Annotated in this window: 23 protein-coding genes and 1 tRNA gene; 14 read left to right on the top strand and 10 right to left on the bottom strand. The window is 52.8% G+C overall.

The window, feature by feature from the left end; translation table 11 throughout:
* Positions 1-11 precede the first annotated feature (11 nt).
* The 3 genes from FQ015_RS09680 (at position 12) to FQ015_RS09670 (ending at position 2,347) form a co-directional block, all read left to right on the top strand.
* Positions 12-1,673: a flotillin family protein gene (locus FQ015_RS09680; RefSeq protein ID WP_039021373.1), complete on the top strand. Its 1,662-nt coding sequence runs from the start codon at positions 12-14 to the stop codon at positions 1,671-1,673.
* Positions 1,674-1,911: 238 nt separating this feature from the next.
* Positions 1,912-1,971 (top strand): type I toxin-antitoxin system Ibs family toxin, encoded by a 60-nt coding sequence (locus FQ015_RS09675; RefSeq protein WP_100733770.1) that lies wholly within the window; start codon positions 1,912-1,914, stop codon positions 1,969-1,971.
* Positions 1,972-2,287: 316 nt separating this feature from the next.
* The gene (locus FQ015_RS09670; protein WP_100733770.1) at positions 2,288-2,347 is read left to right on the top strand and encodes a type I toxin-antitoxin system Ibs family toxin; all 60 of its coding nucleotides are present in this window, start codon (positions 2,288-2,290) and stop codon (positions 2,345-2,347) included.
* 119 nt (positions 2,348-2,466) lie between these two features.
* On the opposite strand, the gene hldE is transcribed toward FQ015_RS09670, so the two are convergent.
* From hldE to tnpA, 4 genes are all read right to left on the bottom strand, one after another.
* On the bottom strand, positions 2,467-3,900 hold the full coding sequence (gene hldE, locus FQ015_RS09665; protein ID WP_000869178.1) for a bifunctional D-glycero-beta-D-manno-heptose-7-phosphate kinase/D-glycero-beta-D-manno-heptose 1-phosphate adenylyltransferase HldE: 1,434 nt from the start codon (positions 3,898-3,900) through the stop codon (positions 2,467-2,469).
* Between the two features lie 47 nt (positions 3,901-3,947).
* A complete protein-coding gene (gene glnE / locus FQ015_RS09660) occupies positions 3,948-6,788 on the bottom strand; it encodes a bifunctional [glutamate--ammonia ligase]-adenylyl-L-tyrosine phosphorylase/[glutamate--ammonia-ligase] adenylyltransferase (protein ID WP_160523993.1) in 2,841 nt (946 codons plus the stop codon).
* Between the two features lie 22 nt (positions 6,789-6,810).
* Complete coding sequence (gene ygiF, locus FQ015_RS09655) at positions 6,811-8,112, bottom strand: inorganic triphosphatase (protein ID WP_039021371.1); 1,302 nt, start codon at positions 8,110-8,112, stop codon at positions 6,811-6,813.
* Between the two features lie 71 nt (positions 8,113-8,183).
* The gene (gene tnpA / locus FQ015_RS09650; protein WP_000266196.1) at positions 8,184-8,636 is read right to left on the bottom strand and encodes an IS200/IS605-like element ISEc41 family transposase; all 453 of its coding nucleotides are present in this window, start codon (positions 8,634-8,636) and stop codon (positions 8,184-8,186) included.
* A 12-nt stretch (positions 8,637-8,648) separates the two neighbouring features.
* On the opposite strand from tnpA, the gene FQ015_RS09645 reads away from it, so the two are divergent.
* From FQ015_RS09645 to cca, 3 genes are all read left to right on the top strand, one after another.
* Complete coding sequence (locus FQ015_RS09645) at positions 8,649-9,854, top strand: RNA-guided endonuclease InsQ/TnpB family protein (protein WP_160523992.1); 1,206 nt, start codon at positions 8,649-8,651, stop codon at positions 9,852-9,854.
* Between the two features lie 342 nt (positions 9,855-10,196).
* The gene (locus tag FQ015_RS09640) at positions 10,197-10,817 is read left to right on the top strand and encodes a TIGR04211 family SH3 domain-containing protein (protein WP_001125332.1); all 621 of its coding nucleotides are present in this window, start codon (positions 10,197-10,199) and stop codon (positions 10,815-10,817) included.
* A 63-nt stretch (positions 10,818-10,880) separates the two neighbouring features.
* Positions 10,881-12,119, top strand: a complete 1,239-nt coding sequence (cca, locus tag FQ015_RS09635; protein WP_160523991.1) for a fused tRNA nucleotidyltransferase/2',3'-cyclic phosphodiesterase/2' nucleotidase/phosphatase Cca — start codon at positions 10,881-10,883, stop codon at positions 12,117-12,119.
* A gap of 80 nt (positions 12,120-12,199) precedes the next feature.
* On the opposite strand, the gene bacA is transcribed toward cca, so the two are convergent.
* A complete protein-coding gene (bacA, locus tag FQ015_RS09630) occupies positions 12,200-13,021 on the bottom strand; it encodes an undecaprenyl-diphosphate phosphatase (protein ID WP_001305111.1) in 822 nt (273 codons plus the stop codon).
* Between the two features lie 90 nt (positions 13,022-13,111).
* The gene (gene folB / locus FQ015_RS09625) at positions 13,112-13,480 is read right to left on the bottom strand and encodes a bifunctional dihydroneopterin aldolase/7,8-dihydroneopterin epimerase (protein WP_001295541.1); all 369 of its coding nucleotides are present in this window, start codon (positions 13,478-13,480) and stop codon (positions 13,112-13,114) included.
* 104 nt (positions 13,481-13,584) lie between these two features.
* Between folB and plsY the strand changes: the two genes are divergently transcribed.
* Positions 13,585-14,202, top strand: a complete 618-nt coding sequence (gene plsY, locus FQ015_RS09620; RefSeq protein WP_001272796.1) for a glycerol-3-phosphate 1-O-acyltransferase PlsY — start codon at positions 13,585-13,587, stop codon at positions 14,200-14,202.
* A gap of 12 nt (positions 14,203-14,214) precedes the next feature.
* Here the strand turns inward: plsY and ttdR are convergent, their stop codons facing one another.
* A complete protein-coding gene (gene ttdR, locus FQ015_RS09615) occupies positions 14,215-15,147 on the bottom strand; it encodes an L-tartrate utilization transcriptional activator TtdR (protein WP_000935203.1) in 933 nt (310 codons plus the stop codon).
* 206 nt (positions 15,148-15,353) lie between these two features.
* On the opposite strand from ttdR, the gene ttdA reads away from it, so the two are divergent.
* Genes ttdA through ttdT form a run of 3 tightly spaced genes read left to right on the top strand, consistent with a single transcriptional unit; the run spans position 15,354 to position 18,379 of the window.
* Positions 15,354-16,265 carry a L(+)-tartrate dehydratase subunit alpha gene (gene ttdA, locus FQ015_RS09610; protein WP_000986806.1) on the top strand — a complete coding sequence of 304 codons (912 nt, stop codon included), beginning with the start codon at positions 15,354-15,356 and terminating at the stop codon, positions 16,263-16,265.
* Complete coding sequence (ttdB, locus tag FQ015_RS09605) at positions 16,262-16,867, top strand: L(+)-tartrate dehydratase subunit beta (RefSeq protein ID WP_000722957.1); 606 nt, start codon at positions 16,262-16,264, stop codon at positions 16,865-16,867. The genes ttdA and ttdB overlap by 4 nt, the downstream gene beginning before the upstream one ends.
* Positions 16,868-16,915: 48 nt before the next feature.
* Positions 16,916-18,379, top strand: a complete 1,464-nt coding sequence (ttdT, locus tag FQ015_RS09600) for an L-tartrate/succinate antiporter (RefSeq protein WP_000804924.1) — start codon at positions 16,916-16,918, stop codon at positions 18,377-18,379.
* A 42-nt stretch (positions 18,380-18,421) separates the two neighbouring features.
* On the opposite strand, the gene tsaD is transcribed toward ttdT, so the two are convergent.
* Complete coding sequence (gene tsaD, locus FQ015_RS09595) at positions 18,422-19,435, bottom strand: tRNA (adenosine(37)-N6)-threonylcarbamoyltransferase complex transferase subunit TsaD (protein WP_001264356.1); 1,014 nt, start codon at positions 19,433-19,435, stop codon at positions 18,422-18,424.
* Between the two features lie 237 nt (positions 19,436-19,672).
* Between tsaD and rpsU the strand changes: the two genes are divergently transcribed.
* The 3 genes from rpsU to rpoD all read left to right on the top strand — a co-directional run bounded on the left by rpsU (position 19,673) and on the right by rpoD (position 23,780).
* The gene (gene rpsU / locus FQ015_RS09590) at positions 19,673-19,888 is read left to right on the top strand and encodes a 30S ribosomal protein S21 (protein ID WP_001144069.1); all 216 of its coding nucleotides are present in this window, start codon (positions 19,673-19,675) and stop codon (positions 19,886-19,888) included.
* 110 nt (positions 19,889-19,998) lie between these two features.
* Positions 19,999-21,744, top strand: a complete 1,746-nt coding sequence (dnaG, locus tag FQ015_RS09585; RefSeq protein WP_000918834.1) for a DNA primase — start codon at positions 19,999-20,001, stop codon at positions 21,742-21,744.
* Between the two features lie 194 nt (positions 21,745-21,938).
* Positions 21,939-23,780, top strand: a complete 1,842-nt coding sequence (gene rpoD, locus FQ015_RS09580; RefSeq protein ID WP_000437371.1) for an RNA polymerase sigma factor RpoD — start codon at positions 21,939-21,941, stop codon at positions 23,778-23,780.
* 78 nt (positions 23,781-23,858) lie between these two features.
* On the opposite strand, the gene mug is transcribed toward rpoD, so the two are convergent.
* The gene (gene mug, locus FQ015_RS09575) at positions 23,859-24,365 is read right to left on the bottom strand and encodes a G/U mismatch-specific DNA glycosylase (RefSeq protein WP_000228932.1); all 507 of its coding nucleotides are present in this window, start codon (positions 24,363-24,365) and stop codon (positions 23,859-23,861) included.
* 124 nt (positions 24,366-24,489) lie between these two features.
* On the opposite strand from mug, the gene FQ015_RS09570 reads away from it, so the two are divergent.
* A tRNA-Ile gene (locus FQ015_RS09570) sits at positions 24,490-24,565 on the top strand.
* A 53-nt stretch (positions 24,566-24,618) separates the two neighbouring features.
* On the opposite strand, the gene nfeF is transcribed toward FQ015_RS09570, so the two are convergent.
* Positions 24,619-25,383 carry an NADPH-dependent ferric chelate reductase NfeF gene (gene nfeF, locus FQ015_RS09565; protein ID WP_001065923.1) on the bottom strand — a complete coding sequence of 255 codons (765 nt, stop codon included), beginning with the start codon at positions 25,381-25,383 and terminating at the stop codon, positions 24,619-24,621.
* Positions 25,384-25,585 lie beyond the last annotated feature (202 nt).

The following is a 25,585-nucleotide window of genomic DNA, read 5'->3' as shown; positions in this document are numbered from 1 at the left end:
GAAATTTAATAATGGATGATATTGTTAATTCTATGCCCTCCTGGATGTTTACCGCAATTATTGCCGTATGCGTTCTGTTTATTATTGGGATTATTTTCGCCAGGCTCTATCGTCGCGCTTCGGCAGAGCAAGCATTTGTTCGTACTGGTTTAGGTGGGCAAAAAGTGGTAATGAGCGGTGGCGCAATCGTGATGCCGATCTTTCATGAAATAATCCCCATCAATATGAATACTCTGAAGCTGGAAGTCAGCCGCTCAACCATTGATAGCCTGATTACGAAAGATCGTATGCGCGTCGATGTCGTTGTCGCTTTCTTTGTGCGGGTAAAACCGTCAGTGGAAGGTATTGCCACCGCCGCCCAGACGCTGGGGCAACGCACCCTGTCGCCTGAAGACTTACGTATGTTGGTTGAAGATAAATTTGTCGATGCCCTCCGTGCAACAGCTGCACAAATGACCATGCATGAGTTACAGGATACCCGCGAGAACTTCGTGCAGGGCGTACAAAATACCGTTGCTGAAGATCTGTCGAAAAACGGCCTGGAACTGGAAAGCGTTTCACTTACCAACTTTAACCAGACGTCGAAAGAACATTTCAATCCTAACAACGCCTTTGACGCCGAAGGTTTAACCAAGCTGACGCAGGAGACGGAGCGCCGTCGTCGCGAACGTAACGAAGTTGAACAGGATGTAGAAGTTGCGGTGCGTGAGAAAAACCGTGATGCGCTTTCGCGGAAGCTGGAGATTGAACAGCAAGAAGCGTTTATGACGCTTGAGCAGGAGCAGCAGGTTAAAACCCGTACCGCTGAGCAGAATGCGAAAATTGCGGCTTTTGAGGCCGAGCGTCGTCGGGAAGCAGAGCAGACGCGAATTCTGGCTGAACGACAGATTCAGGAAACGGAAATCGACCGCGAACAGGCCGTCCGTTCCAGAAAAGTTGAAGCTGAACGTGAAGTTCGTATTAAAGAGATCGAACAGCAGCAGGTCACCGAAATCGCCAATCAGACGAAATCGATCGCTATTGCCGCCAAATCGGAACAGCAGTCACAAGCGGAAGCGCGTGCCAACCTTGCACTTGCAGAAGCGGTAAGCGCCCAGCAAAACGTAGAAACCACTCGCCAGACCGCAGAAGCCGATCGTGCTAAACAAGTTGCCCTAATCGCTGCCGCGCAGGATGCAGAAACCAAAGCGGTTGAACTGACCGTGCGGGCGAAAGCAGAAAAAGAAGCCGCAGAGATGCAGGCGGCGGCGATCGTTGAGTTAGCCGAAGCTACGCGTAAAAAAGGCCTGGCGGAAGCAGAAGCGCAACGTGCGCTGAACGATGCTATCAACGTACTTTCTGACGAGCAAACCAGCCTTAAATTCAAACTGGCATTGTTGCAGGCGCTCCCTGCGGTAATTGAGAAATCTGTGGAACCAATGAAGTCTATCGACGGTATTAAGATTATTCAGGTCGATGGTCTGAACCGTGGTGGTACCGCAGGGGATGCAATATCAGGTAGCGTTGGTGGAGGAAATCTGGCGGAACAAGCGTTATCAGCCGCGCTTTCTTATCGCACACAGGCACCACTGATTGACTCCTTACTCAATGAAATCGGTGTTTCAGGCGGCTCACTGGCGGCATTGACTTCACCCTTAACCTCAACAACTCCCGTCGCAGAAAACATAGAATAAATTTTCAACTATGAACATCCCTGGCCCAAAAAGCCGGGGATTTTTTATATCTGCGTTCCGCTAAAAAGTACAAATGATCAGGTTGTTACAGCGTTTTGCGAGCCGACTCGGGGAAGAGAAAAGTGCATCAGGGAAAGCATTGCGCGGGGTCTGGCGCTCATCAACAATCGGGGAATCAGCAAGGGGCTGAAACGGGAAAGCCCCTCCCGAAGAAGGGGCCTTGTATAAGGAAAGGGTTATGATGAAGTTCGTCATCATACTGATTGTGCTGTTACTGATAAGTTTCCACGCTTATTAACGGCCATTCAGAGGGGGGAGAAATCCTCCCTTACCCTTGTTCCTTTACTTTAGGTTGAAAAAAAATCAGCGTCAAGAAGGTTTCATTAACACATATCCCTGGCCCAAAAAGCCGGGGATTTTTTATATCTGCGTTCCGCTAAAAAGTACAAATGATCAGGTTGTTACAGCGTTTTGCGAGCCGACTCGGGGAAGAGAAAAGTGCATCAGGGAAAGCATTGCGCGGGGTCTGGCGCTCATCAACAATCGGGGAATCAGCAAGGGGCTGAAACGGGAAAGCCCCTCCCGAAGAAGGGGCCTTGTATAAGGAAAGGGTTATGATGAAGTTCGTCATCATACTGATTGTGCTGTTACTGATAAGTTTCCACGCTTATTAACGGCCATTCAGAGGGGGGAGAAATCCTCCCTTACCCTTGTTCCTTTACTTTAGGTTGAAAAAACAACAGCGTCAATAGGACTATCCGGCACAACGCGAGAACTGTGAACCGCTTTCCGGTTAGCCTTTTTTATCCTGTTGGATCTTCTTGATAATGTTAGTGGTTGAGCAACCGTCTTCGAAGTTGAGCACCAGCACTTCGCCACCGTTGGCCCAGACTTCTTTACTCCCGGCAATCTCTTCTGGTTTATAGTCGCCGCCTTTCACCAGCAGGTCTGGCAAGATCCCGGCGATCAAGCGCTGCGGCGTGTCTTCTTCAAACGACACCACCCAGTCGACCGCTTCCAGGGCACCCAGCACAATCATACGCTGTTCGAGTGGGTTAACCGGGCGAGAATCCCCTTTCAGCCGTTTGGTGGAGGCATCGCTGTTCACAGCGACAATCAGGCGGTCACCCAGTTTGCGGGCATTTGCCAGATAGGAGACGTGCCCGGCGTGCAGGATGTCGAAGACGCCATTGGTCATCACCACTTTTTCACCGCGTTTACGCGCCGCCGCTACCGCCAGCTTCAACTCCTCTTCGGTCATCACACCAAAGCCGGTATCTGCACGTCCACGTACTGCGTTTTCCAGCTCGATCGGCGAAACCGTGGATGTTCCCAGTTTGCCAACCACCACACCGGCCGCCGCGTTGGCAAAGAAGCAGGCTTCTTCCAGCGAATTACCCGCCGCCAGCGTTGCTGCCAGCACACCAATCACCGTATCGCCCGCACCGGTGACGTCATACACTTCCTGCGCCTGGGTTGGCATATGCAGCGGCGCTTTACCCGGTTGCAGCAGCGACATCCCCTGCTCGGAACGGGTTACCAGCAGCGCAGAGAGTTCGTAGTCGGCAATCAGTTTCATGCCGCGTTCAACAATCTCTTCTTCTGTTTTACATTTACCAACAACAGCTTCAAATTCCGAGAGATTCGGCGTTAACAGCGTAGCGCCGCGGTAGCGCTCAAAATCGGTCCCTTTTGGATCAATCAGCACCGGAACGCCCGCTTTACGCGCCAGTTGGATCATCTGCTGTACGCTTGCCAGCGCACCTTTCGCGTAGTCCGAAAGTACCAGCGCACCAATCGAACTCAGCGCCTGATTAATCCGCTCATGGAGCGGTTGCGGATCAACGCCTTCAAAACCTTCTTCGAAATCCAGGCGGATTAGCTGTTGGTTACGGGAAAGCACCCGCAGTTTGGTGATGGTCGGATGCGTCGGTACAGAAACGAAGTCGCATTTGACGTTGACGTCGGCCAGAGATTTACTCAGCGCGCGCGCCGCATCGTCAATGCCCGTCAACCCGACCAGGCGTGCATTAGCACCGAGAGAAGCGATATTCATCGCCACGTTAGCCGCGCCGCCCGGACGTTCTTCGATGGTATTCACTTTAACCACGGGCACCGGCGCTTCCGGCGAGATACGGCTGGTGGGACCGTACCAGTAACGATCCAGCATCACATCACCAACCACCATCACTCCTGCACGTTCAAACTCTGGCAGCGTTACTTTCATTCCTGTCTCCTGAGAGATTCAAAATTTGCGCGCGATAATACCATACTTCATTCTTCCACCAGCCACTTCTGCCAGCTTGCCCGCACCAGATCACGCTCTGCGGTGAAGCAATCCTCCGACACATGGCCCGGCAATTCCTGTAATGCCAGATGATGAAGTTCATCGCGCAGCGTAGTGTAAGCACGGGTCAGCGCCATCGCTTCCTGCTCTTCCATAATGTCGTTTTGCGCCAGCAGCTCCAGAATACGCACGTTGTCTGACCAGCGCGTTAACTTCGGTTTTTCATGAGCGTAGCGCAACACCAGATATTGGGTAATAAATTCGATATCGGTAATTCCGCCTTCATCGGCTTTGATATCAAAGCGATCGCGATGTTTATTGCCGAGATGAGCGCGCATTTTCTCGCGCATTTCCCGCACTTCCGTTTGCAGAGTTTTGCCTTCGCGCGGCAGTGTCATTATCTCGCGACGTACCGCGTCAAAGTGCGCGGTGAGCTGTGGATCGCCATATACTACGCGCGCACGTACCAGCGCCTGATGCTCCCACGTCCAGGCCTCGTTTTTCTGATAATCGGAAAACGCTTCTGCAGAGGTGACCAGCATTCCCGCCGCCCCGGACGGACGCAGTCGAGCATCCACTTCATACAAAATGCCGGAAGAGGTTCGCGTACTGAACAGATGCATAATGCGTTGCGCCAGACGCAGATAAAACTGTCGCCCGTCGATTTCCCGCTCCCCGTCAGTCATCGCATCCATTGGGCAATCATGGAGGAAGATCAGGTCAAGATCGGAACTGTAGCCTAACTCCCAGCCGCCCAGCTTGCCGTAGCCGACCACCGCAAAACCACGCCCTTCGCGTTCGTTCAGGTGATTCGGTTTACCGTAGCGGGCAACCATTTGAACCCACGCCTGCTGAACGACGGCATCTATCATAGCTTCCGCCAGCCAGGTTAAGTGATCGCTCACTTTCATTACCGGTAGCGTACCGGCGATATCCGCTGCCGCAATACGTAACAGTTGCGCCTGTTTGAACTGACGCAGCGCCTCAAGCTGTTGTTCTTCGTCATCTTCCGGCACGCGCAGCAAATACTGGCGCAGTTCATCACGGTAGGCATCCGTCGCCGTCGGCTGGTAGAGAGTGTTTGGATCGAGCAGTTCGTCCAGCAATAATGGATAACGCGCCAGTTGGCTGGCAATCATCGGCGATGCGGCACACAGAGAAATCAAATGCTTAAGCGCCGCGGGGAATTCACTAAGCAATTCTAAATAGGTAGTGCGGGTAACAATCCCCACCAGCAAGGCGGTAATGCGCGACAGCGTGACAGCAGCGTCTTCACGCGCACAGACATCACTTAGCAGATGCGGCATCAGATGGTCGAGCACCTGACGTCCTCGCGGCCCAATAGTGCGCTTATCCAGCTCTTTGCGGAAATCGGCAATCAGTGTTAGCACCTGTTTGCGATCATCTTCGCTAAGATGCGCCAGCACTGGCGTAGTGTCATCTTCCTGCAACGCATCCTGCCACAGCTCACGCCACTGTTCCGACAGCGACTCTTCCTGAGTTTCGCTTTCGTCGTCGCCAATCAATTCATTAAACACCCGGCGCACATTGGTCATATGTACGGTCAGCGCCCCGGTCAGTTGCGGCCAGTCAGCAAAGTCCATCGCCCACGCCAGCCGCGCACGGTTAAGCTCATCAGAAGGAAGTGTCTGGGTTTGTTCGTCGTTAATGCTTTGCAGCAGGTTTTCCAGACGCCGCAGGAACAGATACGCCACTCGCAATTGTTCAGCATCGTTTTCAGAAAGCAGATGCAGCGCGGCAATGGTGCTGAGAGTGGGTAGTAAAGAGCGGGATTGCAGCGACGGCTCGCGCCCACCGCGAATGAGCTGGAACACCTGAACGATAAATTCAATTTCGCGAATGCCACCCGCGCCAAGTTTGATGTTATCGGTCAAACCACGACGACGTACTTCACGGGCAATCATTCCTTTCATGTTACGCAGCGACTGGATCACGCTGAAATCGATGTAACGGCGGAAAACAAACGGGCGCAGCATCGCACGCAACTCGTTAGCATAGACGCCGTCGCTATCGCCCATAATCCGCGCCTTGACCATGGCGTATCGCTCCCAGTCGCGCCCCTGCTCCTGGTAATAGTCTTCCAGTGCCGCAAAGCTCAGCACCAGCGGGCCACTTTCGCCAAACGGACGCAGTCGCATATCCACGCGATAAACAAAACCATCCTGCGTTGGTTGATCCAGCACTTTAATCAGCCGCTGGCCCATGCGGGTAAAAAACTGCGCATTATCCAGTTCCCGGCGTCCGCCCTGCGTACAACCATGTTCCGGCCAGGCAAAAATCAGATCGATATCTGAGGAGAAATTCAGCTCCCCGCCGCCCAGCTTACCCATGCCTAAAATCAGCAGCGGTTGCGCTTCGCCCTGCGCATTGCACGGCGTTCCCCACTCGCGGCAGCAGGCCTCATACAGCCAGTCACGCGCGGCGACAATCAATGTCTCCGCCAGATGGCTGAGCTGCTGCAATATGCTCTCTTCAGTAACCAGTGCCAGCGTTTGCGCCCAGGCAATGCGCACCATAATGCGCCGCCGGAACAGACGCAGCTCGCGCATTAACCCTGCTTCGTCGCTTACATCACTGAGCGCCTTCTGCAACCATGCAGCGTAATGCTGCCATTCGTCGGCCTGCGGCGGCTGGCTTTCCAGTTCCGTCAGCCACTCTGGATGCGCAATTACGCTGTCCTGCACAAAATCACTGAAGGTAAGTACTGACTTCGCCTGTGCGCTAAGTGATTCCTCGGCTAAAGGCGCTGGCAGCCGCTCAACAACGGTCTGCCAGTACTGCTGTAACGGTGAAGAGAGCGGCTTCATAAGCGATTTTATCCTTGCCTGATTAACGTTTTCCGCTGTGCAACCAGAACGGTTCCTGATTGTTTGCCTCATTACGGAAATGTTCAATTTCAATGCGTTGCCCGGTCGCAATGGCATGACGCAGTCCCTGCCAGTTCTCCAGCCAGGCTTGCGCGACGAGAGGATCGTAGTAACCCGCCAGCAACAATATTGAGTCAATGTCACGCGTCAGGCGCGGCAACTGGTCACGGTAGCGATCGCCTAATGGCTGGCAGAAAACGCTTTTCAGTTCAGCGGCATGGCGGGAAAGATGGATATCGGCAAAGCGTTTGAAAGAATCGCTGATTTTGCCCTGCGCTTTGGCATCTAAAAACGGCTGCCAGGCTTTGCTTACCAGCCATTCGGTCAACGCCAGCTTCGCCATCGCCGTTTCGGTAGAGTAGACCGCCGTTACGGCAGACACCGCTGAAGCGATGGTCGCTTCGCATTGAGTCAGCAGGTCACGTAAGTGAGTGCTCGCTTTACGCGGCACAATGCCACCGAACAGCATCAGCGTATGACGGACCAGGCCAATGGCAGCCAGCACTTGCTCTTTCGCCGCATCGTTGCCGCGTACCCACAGTTCTTCATGGTACTGCCATTGCGCTAACGCCAGCTCGAGCGCCGCTTCCAGCCCCTGTTCCACATCGGCTTTTGCCGCAACATGCAAAATGGTGGTGGGTTTGATTTCACGCGCAGGATTGCCCTGCGCCAGATGATAGCCACGCGCCGCTTTGCTCAGGCTGCCCTGACGTAATCCGGTTTGCGATACCAGTTGGTTCGCCAGTTTCAGCACCGCGCGCGTGTCGCCGCTAAGCAGTTCCAGTTCAAGCTCGCAGATAGGCTCAGCAAATTCGCCTGCCTTCACCTCGCCCTGATCGAGAGCGATTTCAATTTGGCTACCATCGACCTCTACCAGCCACTTTTCGCGATAAAAATCGGTGCTGAACAGCGGTTGTAAGCGGGAAGCGAGATCGGCAGGCAATTCGCCGTTCGGCCAGACTTCCGTCGGTAACTGCGCCAGGTCGAGCGTCGGTTCGCTCAACGCCACGTTATATTCCGGGCGCTGGTGTAAGCCGCCTGTCACTCTTCCTGCAACTTTCATGGTCATCTCATAGCGACCGTTTTCGCCACGGATACGTAAGCCCATGTCGTGCCCACGCAGCCAGTTATCCAGCGTTTCGTAGTAAATATTCAGCAACTGCACGGGGTCATGGTGCTCGCCGCCCAGCGTATTGAGATGGTCACGCAACGCCTCAACGGCACTGTGATTAACAATAAACTTTAATTCGATTTCCTGAGCCATCCTTCCTCCACTGGGTACTCCCCCCCCAACGTAGGCGGGAGGGGAATTTGGGCTGTTAAGCCCGCAGTTTATCAGCCACGCTGATTCTGAATATACTTTTTCACAACTTCCAGCGGTGCTCCACCACATGAACCGATGAAATAAGAGCGTGACCAGAGTACGGGCTTTGAATACGCGGCGCGCAAATCAATAAAATCATTCCGCAGCCGCCTACTGGTAACGGACTTAAGGCTGTTTACCAGCTTTGTGAGTTGCACCAACGGTGGGTATTCAATCAGCATATGAACATGATCTGCCTCGCCGTCACATTCCTTTAACTCGGCGCCAAAGTCCGCGCATACCTCCGCTACATACTGACGCATGTTTGCATGATGCAATTCACCAAAAACTGGACGGCGGTATTTTGTCATAAAAACAACGTGAACATGCAACAGGTAAGCTGAATAGCGTGAACGATTGATTTCGCACACGTATTGATCCTCCCAAAAAAATGTGGATATATTGTACATTCTAAATAACCACATACTGAATGCAAAATGTTAATCCAGAAAGCATATAAATACAGGCTCTACCCCACTGACCAGCAGGCGCAAAGGTTGCGTCAGTTGTGCGGTTGCGCTCGCTTTGTCTGGAACTATGCACTGAATGAAACACTGAGCATTCATGACGCGGGCGGAAAAATTCCGTCAGCTTTCGACCTGAATAAACGACTTACGGGCTGGAAAAAACGCCCTGAGCTGGCCTTTCTTGCTGAGGGTTACACTGACAACCTCCAGCAGAAACTGAAAGACCTGCGGAGCGCATGGGATCGCTGTTTTGATAAATCCCTGACGGCTGAAAAGCGCGTTTTCAAAAAGAAAACCAAAGGCTGCGACTCTATCCGGTTCGTCAATTTCAGCAAATATTGTGGGCTGGATTATGGCCGTGTGAAACTCCCGTCAGGACTGGGCTGGGTTAAATTTCGTCAGTCCCGGAAGATTGAAGGCGTCATTAAAAATTGCACCATCAGCCAGCATGCCGGACACTGGTATGTGTCTTTTCAGGTCGAATTAGCTGTTACCGATCCGATTCACGCATCGACCAGCGCAATAGGCCTGGATGCAGGTATAACGAAGCTGGCAACACTTTCAGACGGCACTGTCTTTGAACCGGTAAACAGCTTTAAAAAAAATCAGGATAAGCTGGCTCGCTTACAGCGCCGTCTGGCCCGGATGGTTAAATTCTCCGCCAACTGGAAAAAGCAGAAAGCGAAGATTTCCCGTTTCCACTCTCATATCGCAAACATCCGCCGCGATTACCTTCATAAAACCACGACGACGATCAGCAAAAACCACGCGATGATAGTCATTGAGGATTTAAAGGTTGCGAACATGTCAAAATCAGCAGCGGGTACGGTAGACCAGCCGGGGCGCAACGTCGCGGCAAAATCAGGTCTTAACCGAGCGATACTGGATCAGGGCTGGGCAGAAATGCGCCGCCAGCTCGAATATAAGCAGGCATGGCGCGGCGGTGATGTGCTGGCGATTAATCCGGCGTACACCAGTCAGAAATGCGCATGTTGTGGGCATACATCGAAAAATAACCGCAGGACGCAGGCGAGCTTTATCTGTACCGCGTGCGGCTATACGGCAAACGCCGATGTAAACGGCGCTCGCAATATATTAACAGCAGGTTTTGAAGTCATGGCGGCAGGACAAATATTGCCGTCAGTCCGTAAAGGACGCGCCCGTAAGGCGGCGTAAGCCGTCGAGCGAGGAACCGGGCAATGCGGCAACGTATTGCTACCCTGACAAGGGAATCCCCCTCCTGAGTCGCTTTGCGCGAAGGTGGGGGAGGATGTCAAGGCCTTTACTTATCGGTTATGTCACATAAGTGACGATGAACGGCGAACTTAATGCGATCTTTTTTGTCAGTAGATAGTATTTTGCGCCAAATTGCCATGCAACGGGCAATTTGACGGGCGTAAAAGTTTGAAGCAGTGGCAAGACCTGACACAGAGGATTCCGATTGATGTCGAATGCTTTGCGTAGCGACACTGATGCCACTACTATCGTTCCACTTTCCATGACAATAACGACAGCCTGATGCCAAAATTACGCCTGATCGGATTAACTTTACTCGCACTTAGCGCGACTGCCGTCTCACACGCTGAAGAAACGCGCTATGTTTCCGACGAACTGAATACCTGGGTCCGTAGCGGTCCGGGAGACCATTATCGCCTCGTGGGCACGGTTAACGCCGGCGAGGAAGTGACCTTATTACAAACTGACGCCAACACCAATTATGCCCAGGTGAAAGACAGCTCTGGCCGTACCGCCTGGATCCCGTTGAAACAACTTAGCACAGAGCCAAGCCTGCGCTCCCGTGTGCCAGATCTGGAAAATCAGGTCAAAACCCTGACCGATAAGCTCACCAATATCGATAACACCTGGAATCAGCGCACCGCAGAAATGCAGCAAAAAGTGGCGCAGAGCGACAGCGTGATCAACGGGTTAAAAGAAGAAAATCAGAAACTGAAAAACGAGCTGATTGTCGCGCAGAAAAAGGTCGATGCCGCCAGCGTGCAGCTGGATGACAAACAGCGCACCATCATCATGCAGTGGTTTATGTATGGTGGCGGCGTGCTGGGGCTTGGCTTGCTGCTCGGTCTGGTACTGCCGCACCTGATCCCAACGCGCAAACGTAAAGATCGCTGGATGAACTAAATCGCCTTCTTCGTTGCACTGTCTTATTATTAGGAATTGTGTATTTGACGAAGGGATGATGGCGTGAAGATTTATCTGGTCGGTGGTGCTGTTCGGGATGCATTGTTAGGGCTACCGGTCAAAGACAGAGATTGGGTGGTAGTCGGTAGTACGCCACAGGAGATGCTCGCCGCGGGCTACCAGCAGGTAGGCCGCGATTTTCCTGTTTTTCTGCATCCGCAAACGCATGAAGAGTATGCGCTGGCACGTACCGAACGGAAATCCGGTTCCGGTTACACCGGTTTTACCTGCTATGCCGCACCGGATGTCACGCTGGAAGATGATCTTAAGCGGCGCGATCTGACCATTAATGCGCTGGCCCAGGACGATAACGGCGAGATTATCGACCCGTACAACGGTCTGGGCGATCTGCAAAATCGTCTGTTGCGCCATGTTTCCCCCGCTTTTGGCGAAGATCCGTTACGCGTACTGCGCGTGGCGCGTTTTGCTGCGCGTTATGCCCACCTCGGTTTTCGTATTGCTGATGAAACTCTGGCGCTAATGCGCGAGATGACCCACGCGGGTGAACTGGAACACCTGACGCCTGAACGAGTGTGGAAAGAGACGGAAAGTGCCCTCACCACCCGCAATCCCCAGGTGTTCTTCCAGGTGCTGCGCGATTGCGGCGCCCTGCGCGTTCTATTCCCGGAAATTGACGCCCTGTTTGGCGTTCCGGCCCCCGCCAAGTGGCATCCGGAAATCGATACGGGTATTCACACCTTAATGACGCTCTCCATGGCGGCAATGCTGAGTTCGCAGGTCGATGTCCGTTTCGCAACGCTATGCCACGATCTCGGTAAAGGCCTGACGCCGCCAGAACTTTGGCCACGTCATCACGGTCACGGCCCGGCGGGTGTGAAATTAGTGGAACAACTATGCCAGCGTCTGCGCGTGCCAAATGAAATTCGCGATTTAGCCAGACTGGTGGCCGAGTTTCACGATCTCATCCACACCTTCCCAATGCTGAACCCAAAAACCATCGTCAAATTATTTGATTCCATCGACGCCTGGCGTAAACCGCAGCGTGTCGAACAACTGGCGCTGACCAGCGAAGCGGATGTACGTGGCAGAACCGGTTTTGAGTCAGCGGACTACCCGCAAGGCCGCTGGTTGCGCGAAGCCTGGGAAGTGGCGCAGTCAGTGCCGACAAAAGACGTCGTTGAAGCGGGATTTAAAGGTGTGGAGATTCGCGAGGAGCTGACCCGACGGCGGATTGCGGCGGTAGCCAGCTGGAAGGAACAACGTTGTCCAAAGCCTGATTAAGCACTTGAATTTCAATTTATTGCAAACACCGGCCAGGTCGGATAAGACGCACAAGCGTCATATCCGACACTATTCCTCAATCAAAAGAACACGACATACACCGCAGCAGCCACAATAAAGCGATAAATGGCGAAAGGGATAAACGAAATGCGCTTAATCAATTGCAGGAAGGTTTTAATCGCTATCAGCGCCACCACAAAAGCGGTGATAAACCCAACGGCAAACATCGGGATATCGCCGGTTGTCAGGAAGCCCCAGCTTTTGTAGAGATCGAGCGCCGTTGCGCCCATCATCATCGGCACCGCCAGCAGGAACGAGAACTCGGAAGCCGCGTAACGGCTCACGCCCATCAGCATCCCGCCAGATATGGTCGCCCCGGAGCGTGAAAAACCCGGCCACAGCGCCAGACACTGGAAGCAGCCAATCATAAACGCCTGGCGATAGGTCATATCATCCAGACCCGGCGCACGCGGTTCTTTTGGTTTCAGGCATTCGGCGGCAATCAGCAACAGACCGCCAACCACTAGCGCATACATCACATTTATTGGATTAAACAACGATTTAATCGTGTCATGGAACAACAGCCCCAGCACCACCGCTGGGATCATGCCAAGCAGAATGTGGATCAGCGTTAAACGGCCTTTGCTTTCTCCTTCGTGCTGCAACGGACGACCAAAGTGAATACCAATCAGGCCAAACAGACGCCGCCAGAACATCACTACTACCGCCAGAATTGATCCTAACTGGATCACGACTTCAAAGGTTTTCGCCGTGTCGCCCTCAAATCCCAACAAGTGACCGACAATAATCATATGGCCCGTGCTGGATACCGGCAGAAATTCTGTCAATCCTTCGACCACACCCAATATTGCCGCTATCAGCAGCGAGTGCATATCGCTCATCAATAAACCCCTAAATTATAAAAATGTAACGCTTGTCCAAACTACTGCAGTATGACCAGGTTATAACCGTTTGGTTTAACAGCTGTAAAATTAATTATTTTCTTTCAGATTATTGCCACGCTCAATGATGACGCCAACATTCGCCGCCCGCGCCACTGCGCCTGGCTTGCTGAGTTTGATACGCACCCACGGCGAGTTGAAGCGTGCTAACAGCAGCTCCGCCACCTCTTCCGCCACACGTTCCACCAGCGCAAAACGCGCGCCCTCGACGTGGCTGACTACCGTTTCTGCAATGTCAGCGTAACTGAGGCAATCCGCCACATCATCACTTTTCGCCGCTTTACGGTTATCCCACGCCATTTCGATATCGAACACTAACTTCTGTTCGATGGTCTGTTCCCAGTCGTAAACACCAATAGTGGTGATTACCGAAAGTTGCTCTATAAATACAATATCCATCACGTCCTGCCTGCTTTTTGGCTAACCGGATACCACTTCCGGCGAAATGTGCGTATTATCCACAGATTCATCGTTGAACACGAATTTTCAAAACGGAACAGCTTATGAGTGCAATCGCGCCTGGAATGATCCTCATCGCGTACCTCTGCGGCTCCATTTCCAGTGCCATTCTGGTTTGCCGCTTGTGTGGGCTGCCCGATCCGCGAACCAGCGGCTCCGGTAATCCTGGCGCAACCAATGTGTTACGTATCGGTGGCAAGGGAGCAGCCGTAGCAGTACTGATTTTCGACGTTCTGAAAGGAATGTTGCCCGTCTGGGGCGCGTATGAATTAGGTGTCAGCCCCTTCTGGCTAGGCTTAATTGCCATCGCCGCCTGCCTTGGACACATCTGGCCCGTTTTCTTCGGTTTTAAAGGAGGAAAAGGCGTTGCTACCGCTTTTGGTGCCATTGCACCAATTGGCTGGGATCTCACCGGAGTAATGGCGGGAACCTGGTTACTGACCGTGCTATTGAGCGGATACTCGTCGCTGGGAGCGATTGTCAGCGCACTGATTGCTCCATTTTACGTCTGGTGGTTTAAGCCACAATTCACCTTCCCGGTTTCGATGCTCTCATGCCTGATCCTGCTGCGCCATCATGACAACATCCAGCGTCTGTGGCGTCGTCAGGAGACAAAAATCTGGACGAAATTCAAAAGAAAGCGCGAAAAGGATCCTGAGTGATTTTTCGCGAGTCTACATAACCTGATAGCCTTCGTCGGGCTTGCCTAGCCGCTGCTGGCACCATGCCGCCAGAAATTCCACGCAGACACGTAATTTCATGCTGCGATAGAGCGGCTCCCGGTAAACAGCCCAGATATTGGCGCTTTGTGCATACTCCGGCAATACTCGCACCAGTTTGCCACTCTCCAGAAACGGTAAAACATCCCACTCAGAACGCAGCATAATTCCTTTTCCTTCCAGCGCCCATTGCAGCACAATCTCGCCGCTATTGGAGGAAAGGTGCCCGCTTACCTTCACCGATTTTTTCTCCTGACCGTTCCCCAACTCCCATATTCCGTGGGTCATATCACGCTCTTTGGTCACAAGACAGTCATGACGACTTAATTCCTGCAAGGATAGTGGCTGCGGATATTTTTGCAGATACTCAGGTGCTGCACATAATATTCGTTTATTTTTTGTCAAAAGATGCGCAATATAATAATCAGGAATTTCGTCATTAATACGAATATCCAGATCAATATTATCCTGCACTAAATCAATTTGCCGATCGAACAATTCAAAATGCACCTGTAACTCAGGATAATTGCGCATCAGTTCGGTAATAGCTGGCGCAATATGGCTGCGCCCAAAACCAAAACTACAGCCAATACGAATCATCCCCTCCGGGCGCGTTTTGATTTGCGTGACGTCATCGACCAGTCGCTGATATTGGGTGAGGATTTCCAGCGCATGCTCGTAACAACGTTGGCCACTTTCAGTCAGCGCCACGCCGCGGGCGGAGCGGTTCAGCAGCGTTGTTGCCAGCGTATTTTCAAGGATTTGGATCCGCTTGGTGACAAATGCAGGCGTTTGCCCAAGCGTCGCCGCTGCAGCACTAAAACTCCCGCTGTGGACGATTTCTACCAGTACCTGCAAATCTTTGGCTAAAGGCCAGCTATTCAGCATCGTTAATTATCCGCAGTTGTGATAAGCGCAGTGTATTTCGCAAAACATTGCCATTCCCTGCTCTGGCGCAATATTCATTCTTATTTTCGCGTTGATTCACGAACTGTGAATTACATATTCACGGCGGCAAAAAATATAAAACCACATTTTTAGTGGTAGTTTGTGGCGGTGAATTTTTCCAGACAAATACATAAACTGGAGTTGCCATGATGAGCGAAAGTAATAAGCAACAGGCAGTGAATAAGTTGACGGAGATTGTCGCTAACTTTACCGCCATGATTTCTACCCGAATGCCCGATGACGTGGTGGACAAACTAAAACAGCTAAAGGATGCCGAAACGTCGTCGATGGGGAAAATCATCTACCACACGATGTTCGACAACATGCAAAAAGCAATCGACCTGAATCGTCCTGCCTGTCAGGACACCGGCGAAATCATGTTTTTTGTTAAGGTCGGTTCCCGTTTCCCACTGCTTGGCGAGCTGCAAAGCATTCTTAAGCAAGCCGTGGAAGAGGCAACCGTCAAAGCGCCACTGCGTCACAATGCGGTAGAAATTTTTGACGAAGTGAACACCGGCAAAAATACCGGCAGCGGCGTACCGTGGGTCACCTGGGATATCGTCCCCGACGGTGACGATGCGGAAATCGAAGTTTACATGGCAGGCGGCGGCTGCACGTTGCCTGGTCGTTCGAAAGTGTTAATGCCGTCGGAAGGCTACGAAGGCGTAGTGAAATTCGTCTTCGAAAATATCTCCACCCTCGCCGTAAACGCCTGTCCACCGGTACTGGTAGGCGTGGGCATCGCCACCTCGGTGGAAACCGCCGCTGTGCTCTCACGTAAAGCCATTTTGCGCCCGATTGGCAGCCGCCATCCCAATCCAAAAGCGGCAGAGCTGGAACTACGCCTGGAAGAAGGACTCAACCGTCTGGGGATTGGTCCACAGGGGCTGACTGGCAACAGTTCAGTGATGGGCGTACATATCGAATCTGCCGCCCGCCATCCGTCAACCATCGGCGTTGCTGTTTCTACCGGCTGCTGGGCGCATCGTCGCGGCACACTGCTGGTTCATGCCGATCTCACCTTTGAAAATCTGTCTCACACCCGGAGCGCGTTATGAAAAAGATCCTGACAACCCCGATCAAAGCTGAAGATCTGCAAGATATTCGCGTCGGCGATGTGATCTACCTGACCGGTACGCTGGTAACCTGCCGTGACGTTTGTCACCGTCGCTTGATCGAACTCAAACGTCCGATCCCTTACGATCTCAACGGCAAAGCGATTTTCCACGCTGGCCCCATCGTGCGCAAAAACGGCGACAAATGGGAGATGGTATCCGTCGGCCCGACAACCAGTATGCGTATGGAAAGTTTTGAACGTGAATTTATCGAACAGACCGGCGTGAAACTGGTGGTCGGCAAAGGCGGAATGGGGCCGCTGACCGAAGAAGGCTGCCAGAAATTCAAGGCGCTGCATGTGATTTTCCCGGCAGGCTGCGCAGTACTGGCGGCAACCCAGGTGGAAGAGATTGAAGAGGTGCACTGGACAGAACTCGGGATGCCGGAGTCGCTGTGGGTCTGCCGGGTCAAAGAGTTCGGTCCGCTGATTGTCTCTATTGATACCCACGGCAACAACCTGATAGCCGAAAACAAAAAGCTGTTCGCCGAACGCCGCGATCCCATCGTGGAAGAGATTTGCGAGCACGTCCACTACATCAAATAACCCTCCCGGAGAGGCTCACCCCCTCTCCTTTTTCGCAGGCATAACACGATGAAACCTTCCACTGAATGGTGGCGATACCTTGCGCCGCTGGCGGTCATCGCCATTATTGCTCTAATTCCGGTTCCCGCAGGGCTGGAGAGTCATACCTGGCTCTACTTTGCCGTTTTTACTGGCGTGATCGTTGGACTGATCCTCGAACCCGTGCCGGGTGCCGTGGTGGCGATGGTGGGTATCTCCATTATCGCCATTCTCTCGCCGTGGCTGCTGTTTAGCCCGGAGCAGCTCGCCCAGCCAGGTTTTAAGTTCACCGCCAAATCCCTCTCCTGGGCGGTTTCTGGTTTTTCTAATTCGGTTATCTGGCTGATTTTCGCCGCCTTTATGTTTGGCACAGGCTATGAAAAAACCGGGCTGGGGCGACGTATCGCACTGATTCTGGTGAAAAAGATGGGGCATCGTACGCTGTTTCTCGGCTATGCGGTGATGTTCTCCGAGCTGATCCTGGCACCTGTAACACCGTCCAACTCGGCGCGCGGTGCGGGGATTATCTATCCCATCATCCGTAACCTGCCACCGCTCTATCAATCACAACCAAACGACAGCAGTTCGCGCAGCATTGGCTCGTACATCATGTGGATGGGGATTGTTGCCGACTGCGTGACCAGCGCCATTTTCCTGACGGCGATGGCACCAAACTTGCTGTTAATTGGCCTGATGAAAAGCGCATCTCACGCCACGCTGAGTTGGGGCGACTGGTTTCTTGGCATGTTGCCGCTCAGCATTTTACTGGTTCTGCTGGTTCCCTGGCTGGCTTACGTGCTGTACCCGCCGGTACTGAAGTCTGGTGATCAGGTGCCGCGCTGGGCAGAGACGGAACTGCAGGCAATGGGCCCGCTCTGTTCTCGTGAAAAACGGATGCTGGGGCTGATGGTAGGCGCACTGGTGCTGTGGATTTTCGGCGGTGATTATATCGATGCCGCGATGGTCGGTTACAGCGTGGTGGCACTGATGCTGCTTCTGCGCATTATCTGCTGGGACGATATTGTCAGTAATAAAGCGGCGTGGAACGTTTTCTTCTGGCTGGCCTCGCTTATCACCCTCGCTACCGGACTCAACAACACCGGTTTTATTAGCTGGTTTGGCAAACTGTTAGCAGGCAGCTTAAGCGGTTATTCGCCAACGATGGTGATGGTGGCGTTGATTGTGGTCTTTTATCTGCTGCGCTACTTCTTTGCCAGCGCCACGGCGTATACCTCCGCTCTCGCGCCGATGATGATTGCCGCCGCGCTGGCAATGCCGGAAATCCCGCTTCCCGTGTTCTGCCTGATGGTTGGCGCGGCCATTGGTCTGGGGAGCATTCTTACACCATACGCCACCGGACCCAGTCCGATTTACTACGGTAGTGGTTATCTGCCAACGGTGGATTACTGGCGACTGGGGGCGATTTTTGGGCTGATATTCCTCGTGTTGCTGGTGATTACCGGCTTACTGTGGATGCCCGTGGTGTTGCTTTAAGTGAGGACGGTGCCGGAAGTGACTCTCCGGCACCTAATAGTTTTACGCGGCCGGTAACTCTGCCAGCGGCCAGCGCGGACGCACGCTAACGCCGAGATCCGCCGTCGCGCCTGCTTTAAACCGCACCATTCCGGCATAGGCGATCATCGCGCCGTTATCAGTACAAAATTCCGGACGCGCGTAGAACACTTCGCCACGGCGTTTTTTCATCATTTCAGCCAGCTTCGCCCGTAACGTGCGGTTAGCACTCACGCCGCCTGCCATTACCAGTCGCTTAAAGCCCGTCTGATCCAGCGCTCGCTTACACTTAATCATCAACGTATCGACCACCGCATCTTCAAAGGCGCGGGCGATATCAGCACGCGTCTGGTCGTCGGTGCCGTTGTCACGAATCGTGTTCGCCGCAAAGGTTTTCAGACCAGAAAAGCTGAAATCCAGCCCCGGACGGTCGGTCATCGGACGCGGGAAGACAAAGCGCCCGGCAGTACCCTGAGCCGCCATTTTCGACAGTAATGGCCCGCCAGGATAATCCAGCCCCAGCAGCTTCGCGGTTTTATCAAACGCTTCCCCGGCGGCATCATCGATAGACTCTCCGAGCAGCTCGTACTGACCAATGCCAGTCACGCTGATTAACTGCGTATGACCGCCGGAAACCAGCAGCGCGACAAACGGAAATTCCGGTGGGTTATCTTCCAGCATCGGCGCTAACAGATGCCCTTCCATATGGTGTACCGGGATCGCCGGAACGCCCCAGGCAAATGCCAGCGAACGCCCGACCGTTGCGCCAACCAACAGCGCACCGACTAATCCAGGGCCTGCAGTATAGGCCACGGCGTCAATGTCTTTTGCCGTTAAACCGGACTCTTTCAGCGCCGCCTGGATCAACGGTACGGTTTTACGCACGTGATCGCGGGAGGCCAGTTCAGGCACGACGCCGCCGTAGTCAGCGTGCAATTTCACCTGACTATACAATTGGTTGGCTAACAAACCTTTTTCATCGTCGTAAATGGCGATGCCGGTTTCATCGCAGGAAGTTTCAATACCCAGTACACGCATGACTTGTTTTACCTCGCTTTATTACCGCGCAGTGTAGGACCAATGCGGGTTGATGTAAAACTTTGTTCGCCCCTGGAGAAAGCCTCGTGTATACTCCTCACCCTTATAAAAGTCCCTTTCAAAAAAGGCCGCGGTGCTTTACAAAGCAGCAGCAATTGCAGTAAAATTCCGCACCATTTTGAAATAAGCTGGCGTTGATGCCAGCGGCAAACCGAATTAATCAAAGGTGAGAGGCACATGCCGGTAATTAAAGTACGTGAAAACGAGCCGTTCGACGTAGCTCTGCGTCGCTTCAAGCGTTCCTGCGAAAAAGCAGGTGTTCTGGCGGAAGTTCGTCGTCGTGAGTTCTATGAAAAACCGACTACCGAACGTAAGCGCGCTAAAGCTTCTGCAGTGAAACGTCACGCGAAGAAACTGGCTCGCGAAAACGCACGCCGCACTCGTCTGTACTAATTCCCCGAGAGCGTTGCTCTCCGATCAGACCGAGTTGTAGTTGTAAGGCCGTGCTTCCGAAAGGAATGCGCGGCTTATTTTCGTTTATGAATTGCTAAAAATCGGGGCCTATGGCTGGACGAATCCCACGCGTATTCATTAATGATCTGCTGGCACGCACTGACATCGTCGATCTGATCGATGCCCGTGTAAAGCTGAAAAAGCAGGGCAAGAATTTTCACGCGTGTTGTCCATTCCACAACGAGAAAACCCCGTCATTCACCGTTAACGGTGAGAAACAGTTTTACCACTGCTTTGGATGTGGCGCGCACGGCAACGCGATCGACTTCCTGATGAACTATGACAAGCTCGAGTTCGTCGAAACGGTCGAAGAGCTGGCGGCAATGCACAATCTTGAAGTGCCATTTGAAGCAGGCAGCGGCCCCAGTCAGATCGAACGCCATCAACGGCAAACGCTTTATCAGTTGATGGACGGTCTGAATACGTTTTACCAACAATCTTTACAGCAACCTGTTGCCACGTCTGCGCGCCAGTATCTGGAAAAACGCGGACTAAGCCACGAGGTTATCGCCCGCTTTGCGATTGGTTTTGCGCCCCCCGGCTGGGACAACGTCCTGAAACGGTTTGGCGGTAATCCAGAAAATCGTCAGTCATTGATTGATGCGGGCATGTTGGTCACCAACGATCAGGGGCGTAGTTACGATCGTTTCCGCGAGCGGGTGATGTTCCCCATTCGCGATAAACGCGGTCGGGTAATTGGTTTTGGCGGGCGCGTGCTGGGCAACGATACCCCCAAATACCTGAACTCGCCGGAAACCGATATTTTCCATAAAGGCCGCCAGCTTTACGGTCTTTATGAAGCGCAGCAGGATAACGCTGAACCCAATCGTCTGCTTGTGGTCGAAGGCTATATGGACGTGGTGGCGCTGGCGCAGTACGGTATTAATTACGCCGTTGCGTCGTTAGGTACGTCAACCACCGCCGATCACATACAACTGTTGTTCCGCGCGACCAACAATGTCATTTGCTGTTATGACGGCGACCGTGCAGGCCGCGATGCCGCCTGGCGAGCGTTGGAAACGGCGTTGCCTTACATGACAGACGGACGGCAGCTACGTTTTATGTTTTTGCCTGATGGCGAAGACCCTGACACGCTGGTGCGCAAAGAAGGTAAAGAAGCGTTTGAAGCGCGGATGGAGCAGGCGATGCCGCTCTCCGCTTTTCTGTTTAACAGTCTGATGCCGCAAGTTGATCTGAGTACCCCTGACGGGCGCGCACGTTTGAGTACGCTGGCACTGCCATTGATATCGCAGGTGCCGGGCGAAACGCTGCGAATATATCTTCGTCAGGAATTAGGCAACAAATTAGGCATACTTGATGACAGCCAGCTTGAACGATTAATGCCAAAAGCGGCGGAGAGCAGCGTTTCTCGCCCTGTTCCACAGCTAAAACGCACGACCATGCGTATACTTATAGGGTTGCTGGTGCAAAATCCAGAATTAGCGACATTGGTCCCGCCGCTTGAGAATCTGGATGAAAATAAGCTCCCTGGACTTGGCTTATTCAGAGAACTGGTCAACACTTGTCTCTCTCAGCCAGGTCTGACCACCGGGCAACTTTTAGAGCACTATCGTGGTACAAATAATGCTGCCACCCTTGAAAAACTGTCGATGTGGGACGATATAGCAGATAGGAATATTGCTGAGCAAACCTTCACCGACTCACTCAACCATATGTTTGATTCGCTGCTTGAACTGCGCCAGGAAGAGTTAATCGCTCGTGAGCGCACGCATGGTTTAAGCAACGAAGAACGCCTGGAGCTCTGGACATTAAACCAGGAGCTGGCGAAAAAGTAATTTAACGGCTTAAGTGCCGAAGAGCGATCGGGAAGCCCCCGACAGCCGCACTGAGAGGCAGCGGCAAATATATAAGTACGCCCTCGTAATTATCGTTGGCGGTAAATAACCGTTGGATTTCAGCGTTAACGGCTGAAGGACAGCGGGTCAATCGCCCAACACCAACCTCATGAAATAAGTGTGGATACCGTCTTATGGAGCAAAACCCGCAGTCACAGCTGAAACTTCTTGTCACCCGTGGTAAGGAGCAAGGCTATCTGACCTATGCCGAGGTCAATGACCATCTGCCGGAAGATATCGTCGATTCAGATCAGATCGAAGACATCATCCAAATGATCAACGACATGGGCATTCAGGTGATGGAAGAAGCACCGGATGCCGATGATCTGATGCTGGCTGAAAACACCGCGGACGAAGATGCTGCCGAAGCCGCCGCGCAGGTGCTTTCCAGCGTGGAATCTGAAATCGGGCGCACGACTGACCCGGTACGCATGTACATGCGTGAAATGGGCACCGTTGAACTGTTGACCCGCGAAGGCGAAATTGACATCGCTAAGCGTATTGAAGACGGGATCAACCAGGTTCAATGCTCCGTTGCTGAATATCCGGAAGCGATCACCTATCTGCTGGAACAGTACGATCGTGTTGAAGCAGAAGAAGCGCGTCTGTCCGATCTGATCACCGGCTTTGTTGACCCGAACGCAGAAGAAGATCTGGCACCTACCGCCACTCACGTCGGTTCTGAGCTTTCCCAGGAAGATCTGGACGATGACGAAGATGAAGACGAAGAAGATGGCGATGACGATAGCGCCGATGATGACAACAGCATCGACCCGGAACTGGCTCGCGAAAAATTTGCGGAACTGCGCGCTCAGTACGTTGTAACGCGTGACACCATCAAAGCGAAAGGTCGCAGTCACGCAGCCGCTCAGGAAGAGATCCTGAAACTGTCTGAAGTATTCAAACAGTTCCGCCTGGTACCGAAGCAGTTTGACTACCTGGTCAACAGCATGCGCGTCATGATGGACCGCGTTCGTACGCAAGAACGTCTGATCATGAAGCTCTGCGTTGAACAGTGCAAAATGCCGAAGAAAAACTTCATTACCCTGTTTACCGGCAACGAAACCAGCGATACCTGGTTCAACGCGGCAATTGCGATGAACAAGCCGTGGTCGGAAAAACTGCACGATGTCTCTGAAGAAGTGCATCGCGCTCTGCAGAAGCTGCAACAGATTGAAGAAGAAACCGGCCTGACCATCGAGCAGGTTAAAGATATCAACCGTCGTATGTCCATCGGTGAAGCGAAAGCCCGCCGTGCGAAGAAAGAGATGGTTGAAGCGAACTTACGTCTGGTTATTTCTATCGCCAAGAAATACACCAACCGTGGCTTGCAGTTCCTTGACCTGATTCAGGAAGGTAACATCGGCCTGATGAAAGCGGTTGATAAGTTCGAATACCGTCGTGGTTACAAATTCTCTACCTACGCAACCTGGTGGATTCGTCAGGCGATTACTCGTTCTATCGCGGATCAGGCGCGCACCATCCGTATTCCGGTGCATATGATTGAGACTATCAACAAGCTCAACCGTATTTCTCGCCAGATGCTGCAAGAGATGGGCCGCGAGCCGACGCCGGAAGAACTGGCTGAACGTATGCTGATGCCGGAAGACAAAATCCGTAAAGTGCTGAAGATCGCCAAAGAGCCAATCTCCATGGAAACGCCGATCGGTGATGATGAAGATTCGCATCTGGGGGATTTCATCGAGGATACCACCCTCGAGCTGCCGCTGGATTCTGCGACCACCGAAAGCCTGCGTGCGGCAACGCACGACGTGCTGGCTGGCCTGACCGCGCGTGAAGCGAAAGTTCTGCGTATGCGCTTCGGTATCGATATGAACACCGACCACACGCTGGAAGAAGTGGGTAAACAGTTCGACGTTACCCGTGAACGTATCCGTCAGATCGAAGCGAAGGCGCTGCGTAAACTGCGTCACCCGAGCCGTTCTGAAGTACTGCGTAGCTTCCTGGACGATTAATCGGTAGGCCGGATCAGGCGTTACACCACATCCGGCACTTTTCCCTTTGCACAAACGCCACCTTTTCGGTGGCGTTTTTTATCGCCCACGCACTACCAGCGCCTGGTCCAGTTCCCGATACGCCTCAACCAGTTTCTCCAGTGAAACGCGACTTAAACCGCTGGGATTTGGCAGTACCCAAATCTGCGTCGAACCAATAGTGAGCGTTTGTTTCCCCCACTGTGCACCGCGTTGGCTGAATCCTTGCTCAAACGCCTGTTTGCCCAGAATTGCCAACGCTTGTGGTTGGTAATCTTCAATTTTTTCAATCAGCTTACGCCCGCCTGCGTGCAGCTCCTGCTTTGAAACTTCATTGGCTTGCACCGTTGGACGGTCTACCAGTTTGGTGACACCACAACGATAATCCAGCAGATGCTGTGCCTCCTGCGGCTTCAACTGACGGTCGGTAAACCCAGCCTGATATATCACCTTCCAGAAGCGATTTGCCGGATGAGCAAAGGGAAAACCAGTTCCGGCGGATGAAAGACCAGGATTGATACCGCAAAACACAACCCGTAACCCTGGAGCCAAAATATCCTCAACCATATTTACTCCTTTCTAACATCACCAGGAAAAGTATAACGGATTGAAAATACATTGTTTATAAAAACAGCAGGCGAGCGGTAATGGCTGGATTGCGACACGGAGTTACTTTATAATCCGCTACCATGGCCCCTTAGCTCAGTGGTTAGAGCAGGCGACTCATAATCGCTTGGTCGCTGGTTCAAGTCCAGCAGGGGCCACCAGACATAGCAAAGGCTGACGAGAAATCGTCAGCCTTTTTCTTTTTATATATCAGTTACTTTTCGTGCCAGTAAGCCGCTGCGCGTACCCGCTGTGGGTCATACTGTTCCGCTTCAAAGCGGCTGCTTAAATTCTTAACGACTTTGCCTTCGCCGGTTATCCAGATGAAGTAATCATCGGCAGGGATTTGCAGCTGCGCCAGGCGTGCGTCTACCGCCTGCTCATCATGCGCCAACCATTCGATATTAAAACCATCAAGGTGCGCGAGATAATCCTGACAGGCGTTATCCTGTACGCTGACCAGCGCGGTAACTTGCGGTTTAACGGCAAGTTTACTCAACGTTTCCAGGCGGCGGCGCAGTGCCGGCATTCCGGACTCATCGCAAACATACACCTGATACGCGTAATCTTCCGGCACCACCAGCGAACCGCGCGGCCCTGCCACCGTGAGTTTATCGCCCGGTTGCGCCTGCATTGCCCAGCTGCTGGCGACTCCGCCGTCGTGAATAAAGAAATCGATCGCCAGTTCATGACGTTGTTCGTCATACAGTGGCGTATAGTCACGCGACGGTGGGCGTGGTCCTTCCGGCCAGACGATCCCCTCTTCCGTTACCGTTGGCGGCACAAAGTGAACGTCAGATTGAGGAAAGAAGAGTTTGCTGTGATCGTCAAAGCCGCGCGATGTAAAACCGTCCAGCGCCTCGCCGCCGAGGACAATGCGCTGAAAACCGGCACTGATACGCTCAACGCGTAACACAGTCAGTTCACGGAAGCGCAGATCATTGCGAACGCGCTGTGGGTAGCTGGGGGAGTTATTCATTGTTATCGCCTTCGTGATGATAATCAGATATATCTAAATAATTTTCGTAAATGATAATGATTGTTAATCATGATAAATGCAAGCGATTTGTAGAACTGATATGTCTATAGTCTGATAAGACGAACCGCCTCTTCTCAGGCATCATTACTCAACGCCGGATGCGGCGTGAACGCCTTATCCGGCCTACGTGTGAGATGAGTCC

Source organism: Escherichia sp. HH26CH (genome assembly GCF_009820205.1).
GTDB classification, from domain to species: Bacteria; Pseudomonadota; Gammaproteobacteria; order Enterobacterales; family Enterobacteriaceae; genus Escherichia; species Escherichia coli_F.
The sequence above is the reverse complement of the archived record's forward strand: the minus strand, read 5'-3'. Positions and strand labels throughout refer to the sequence as shown.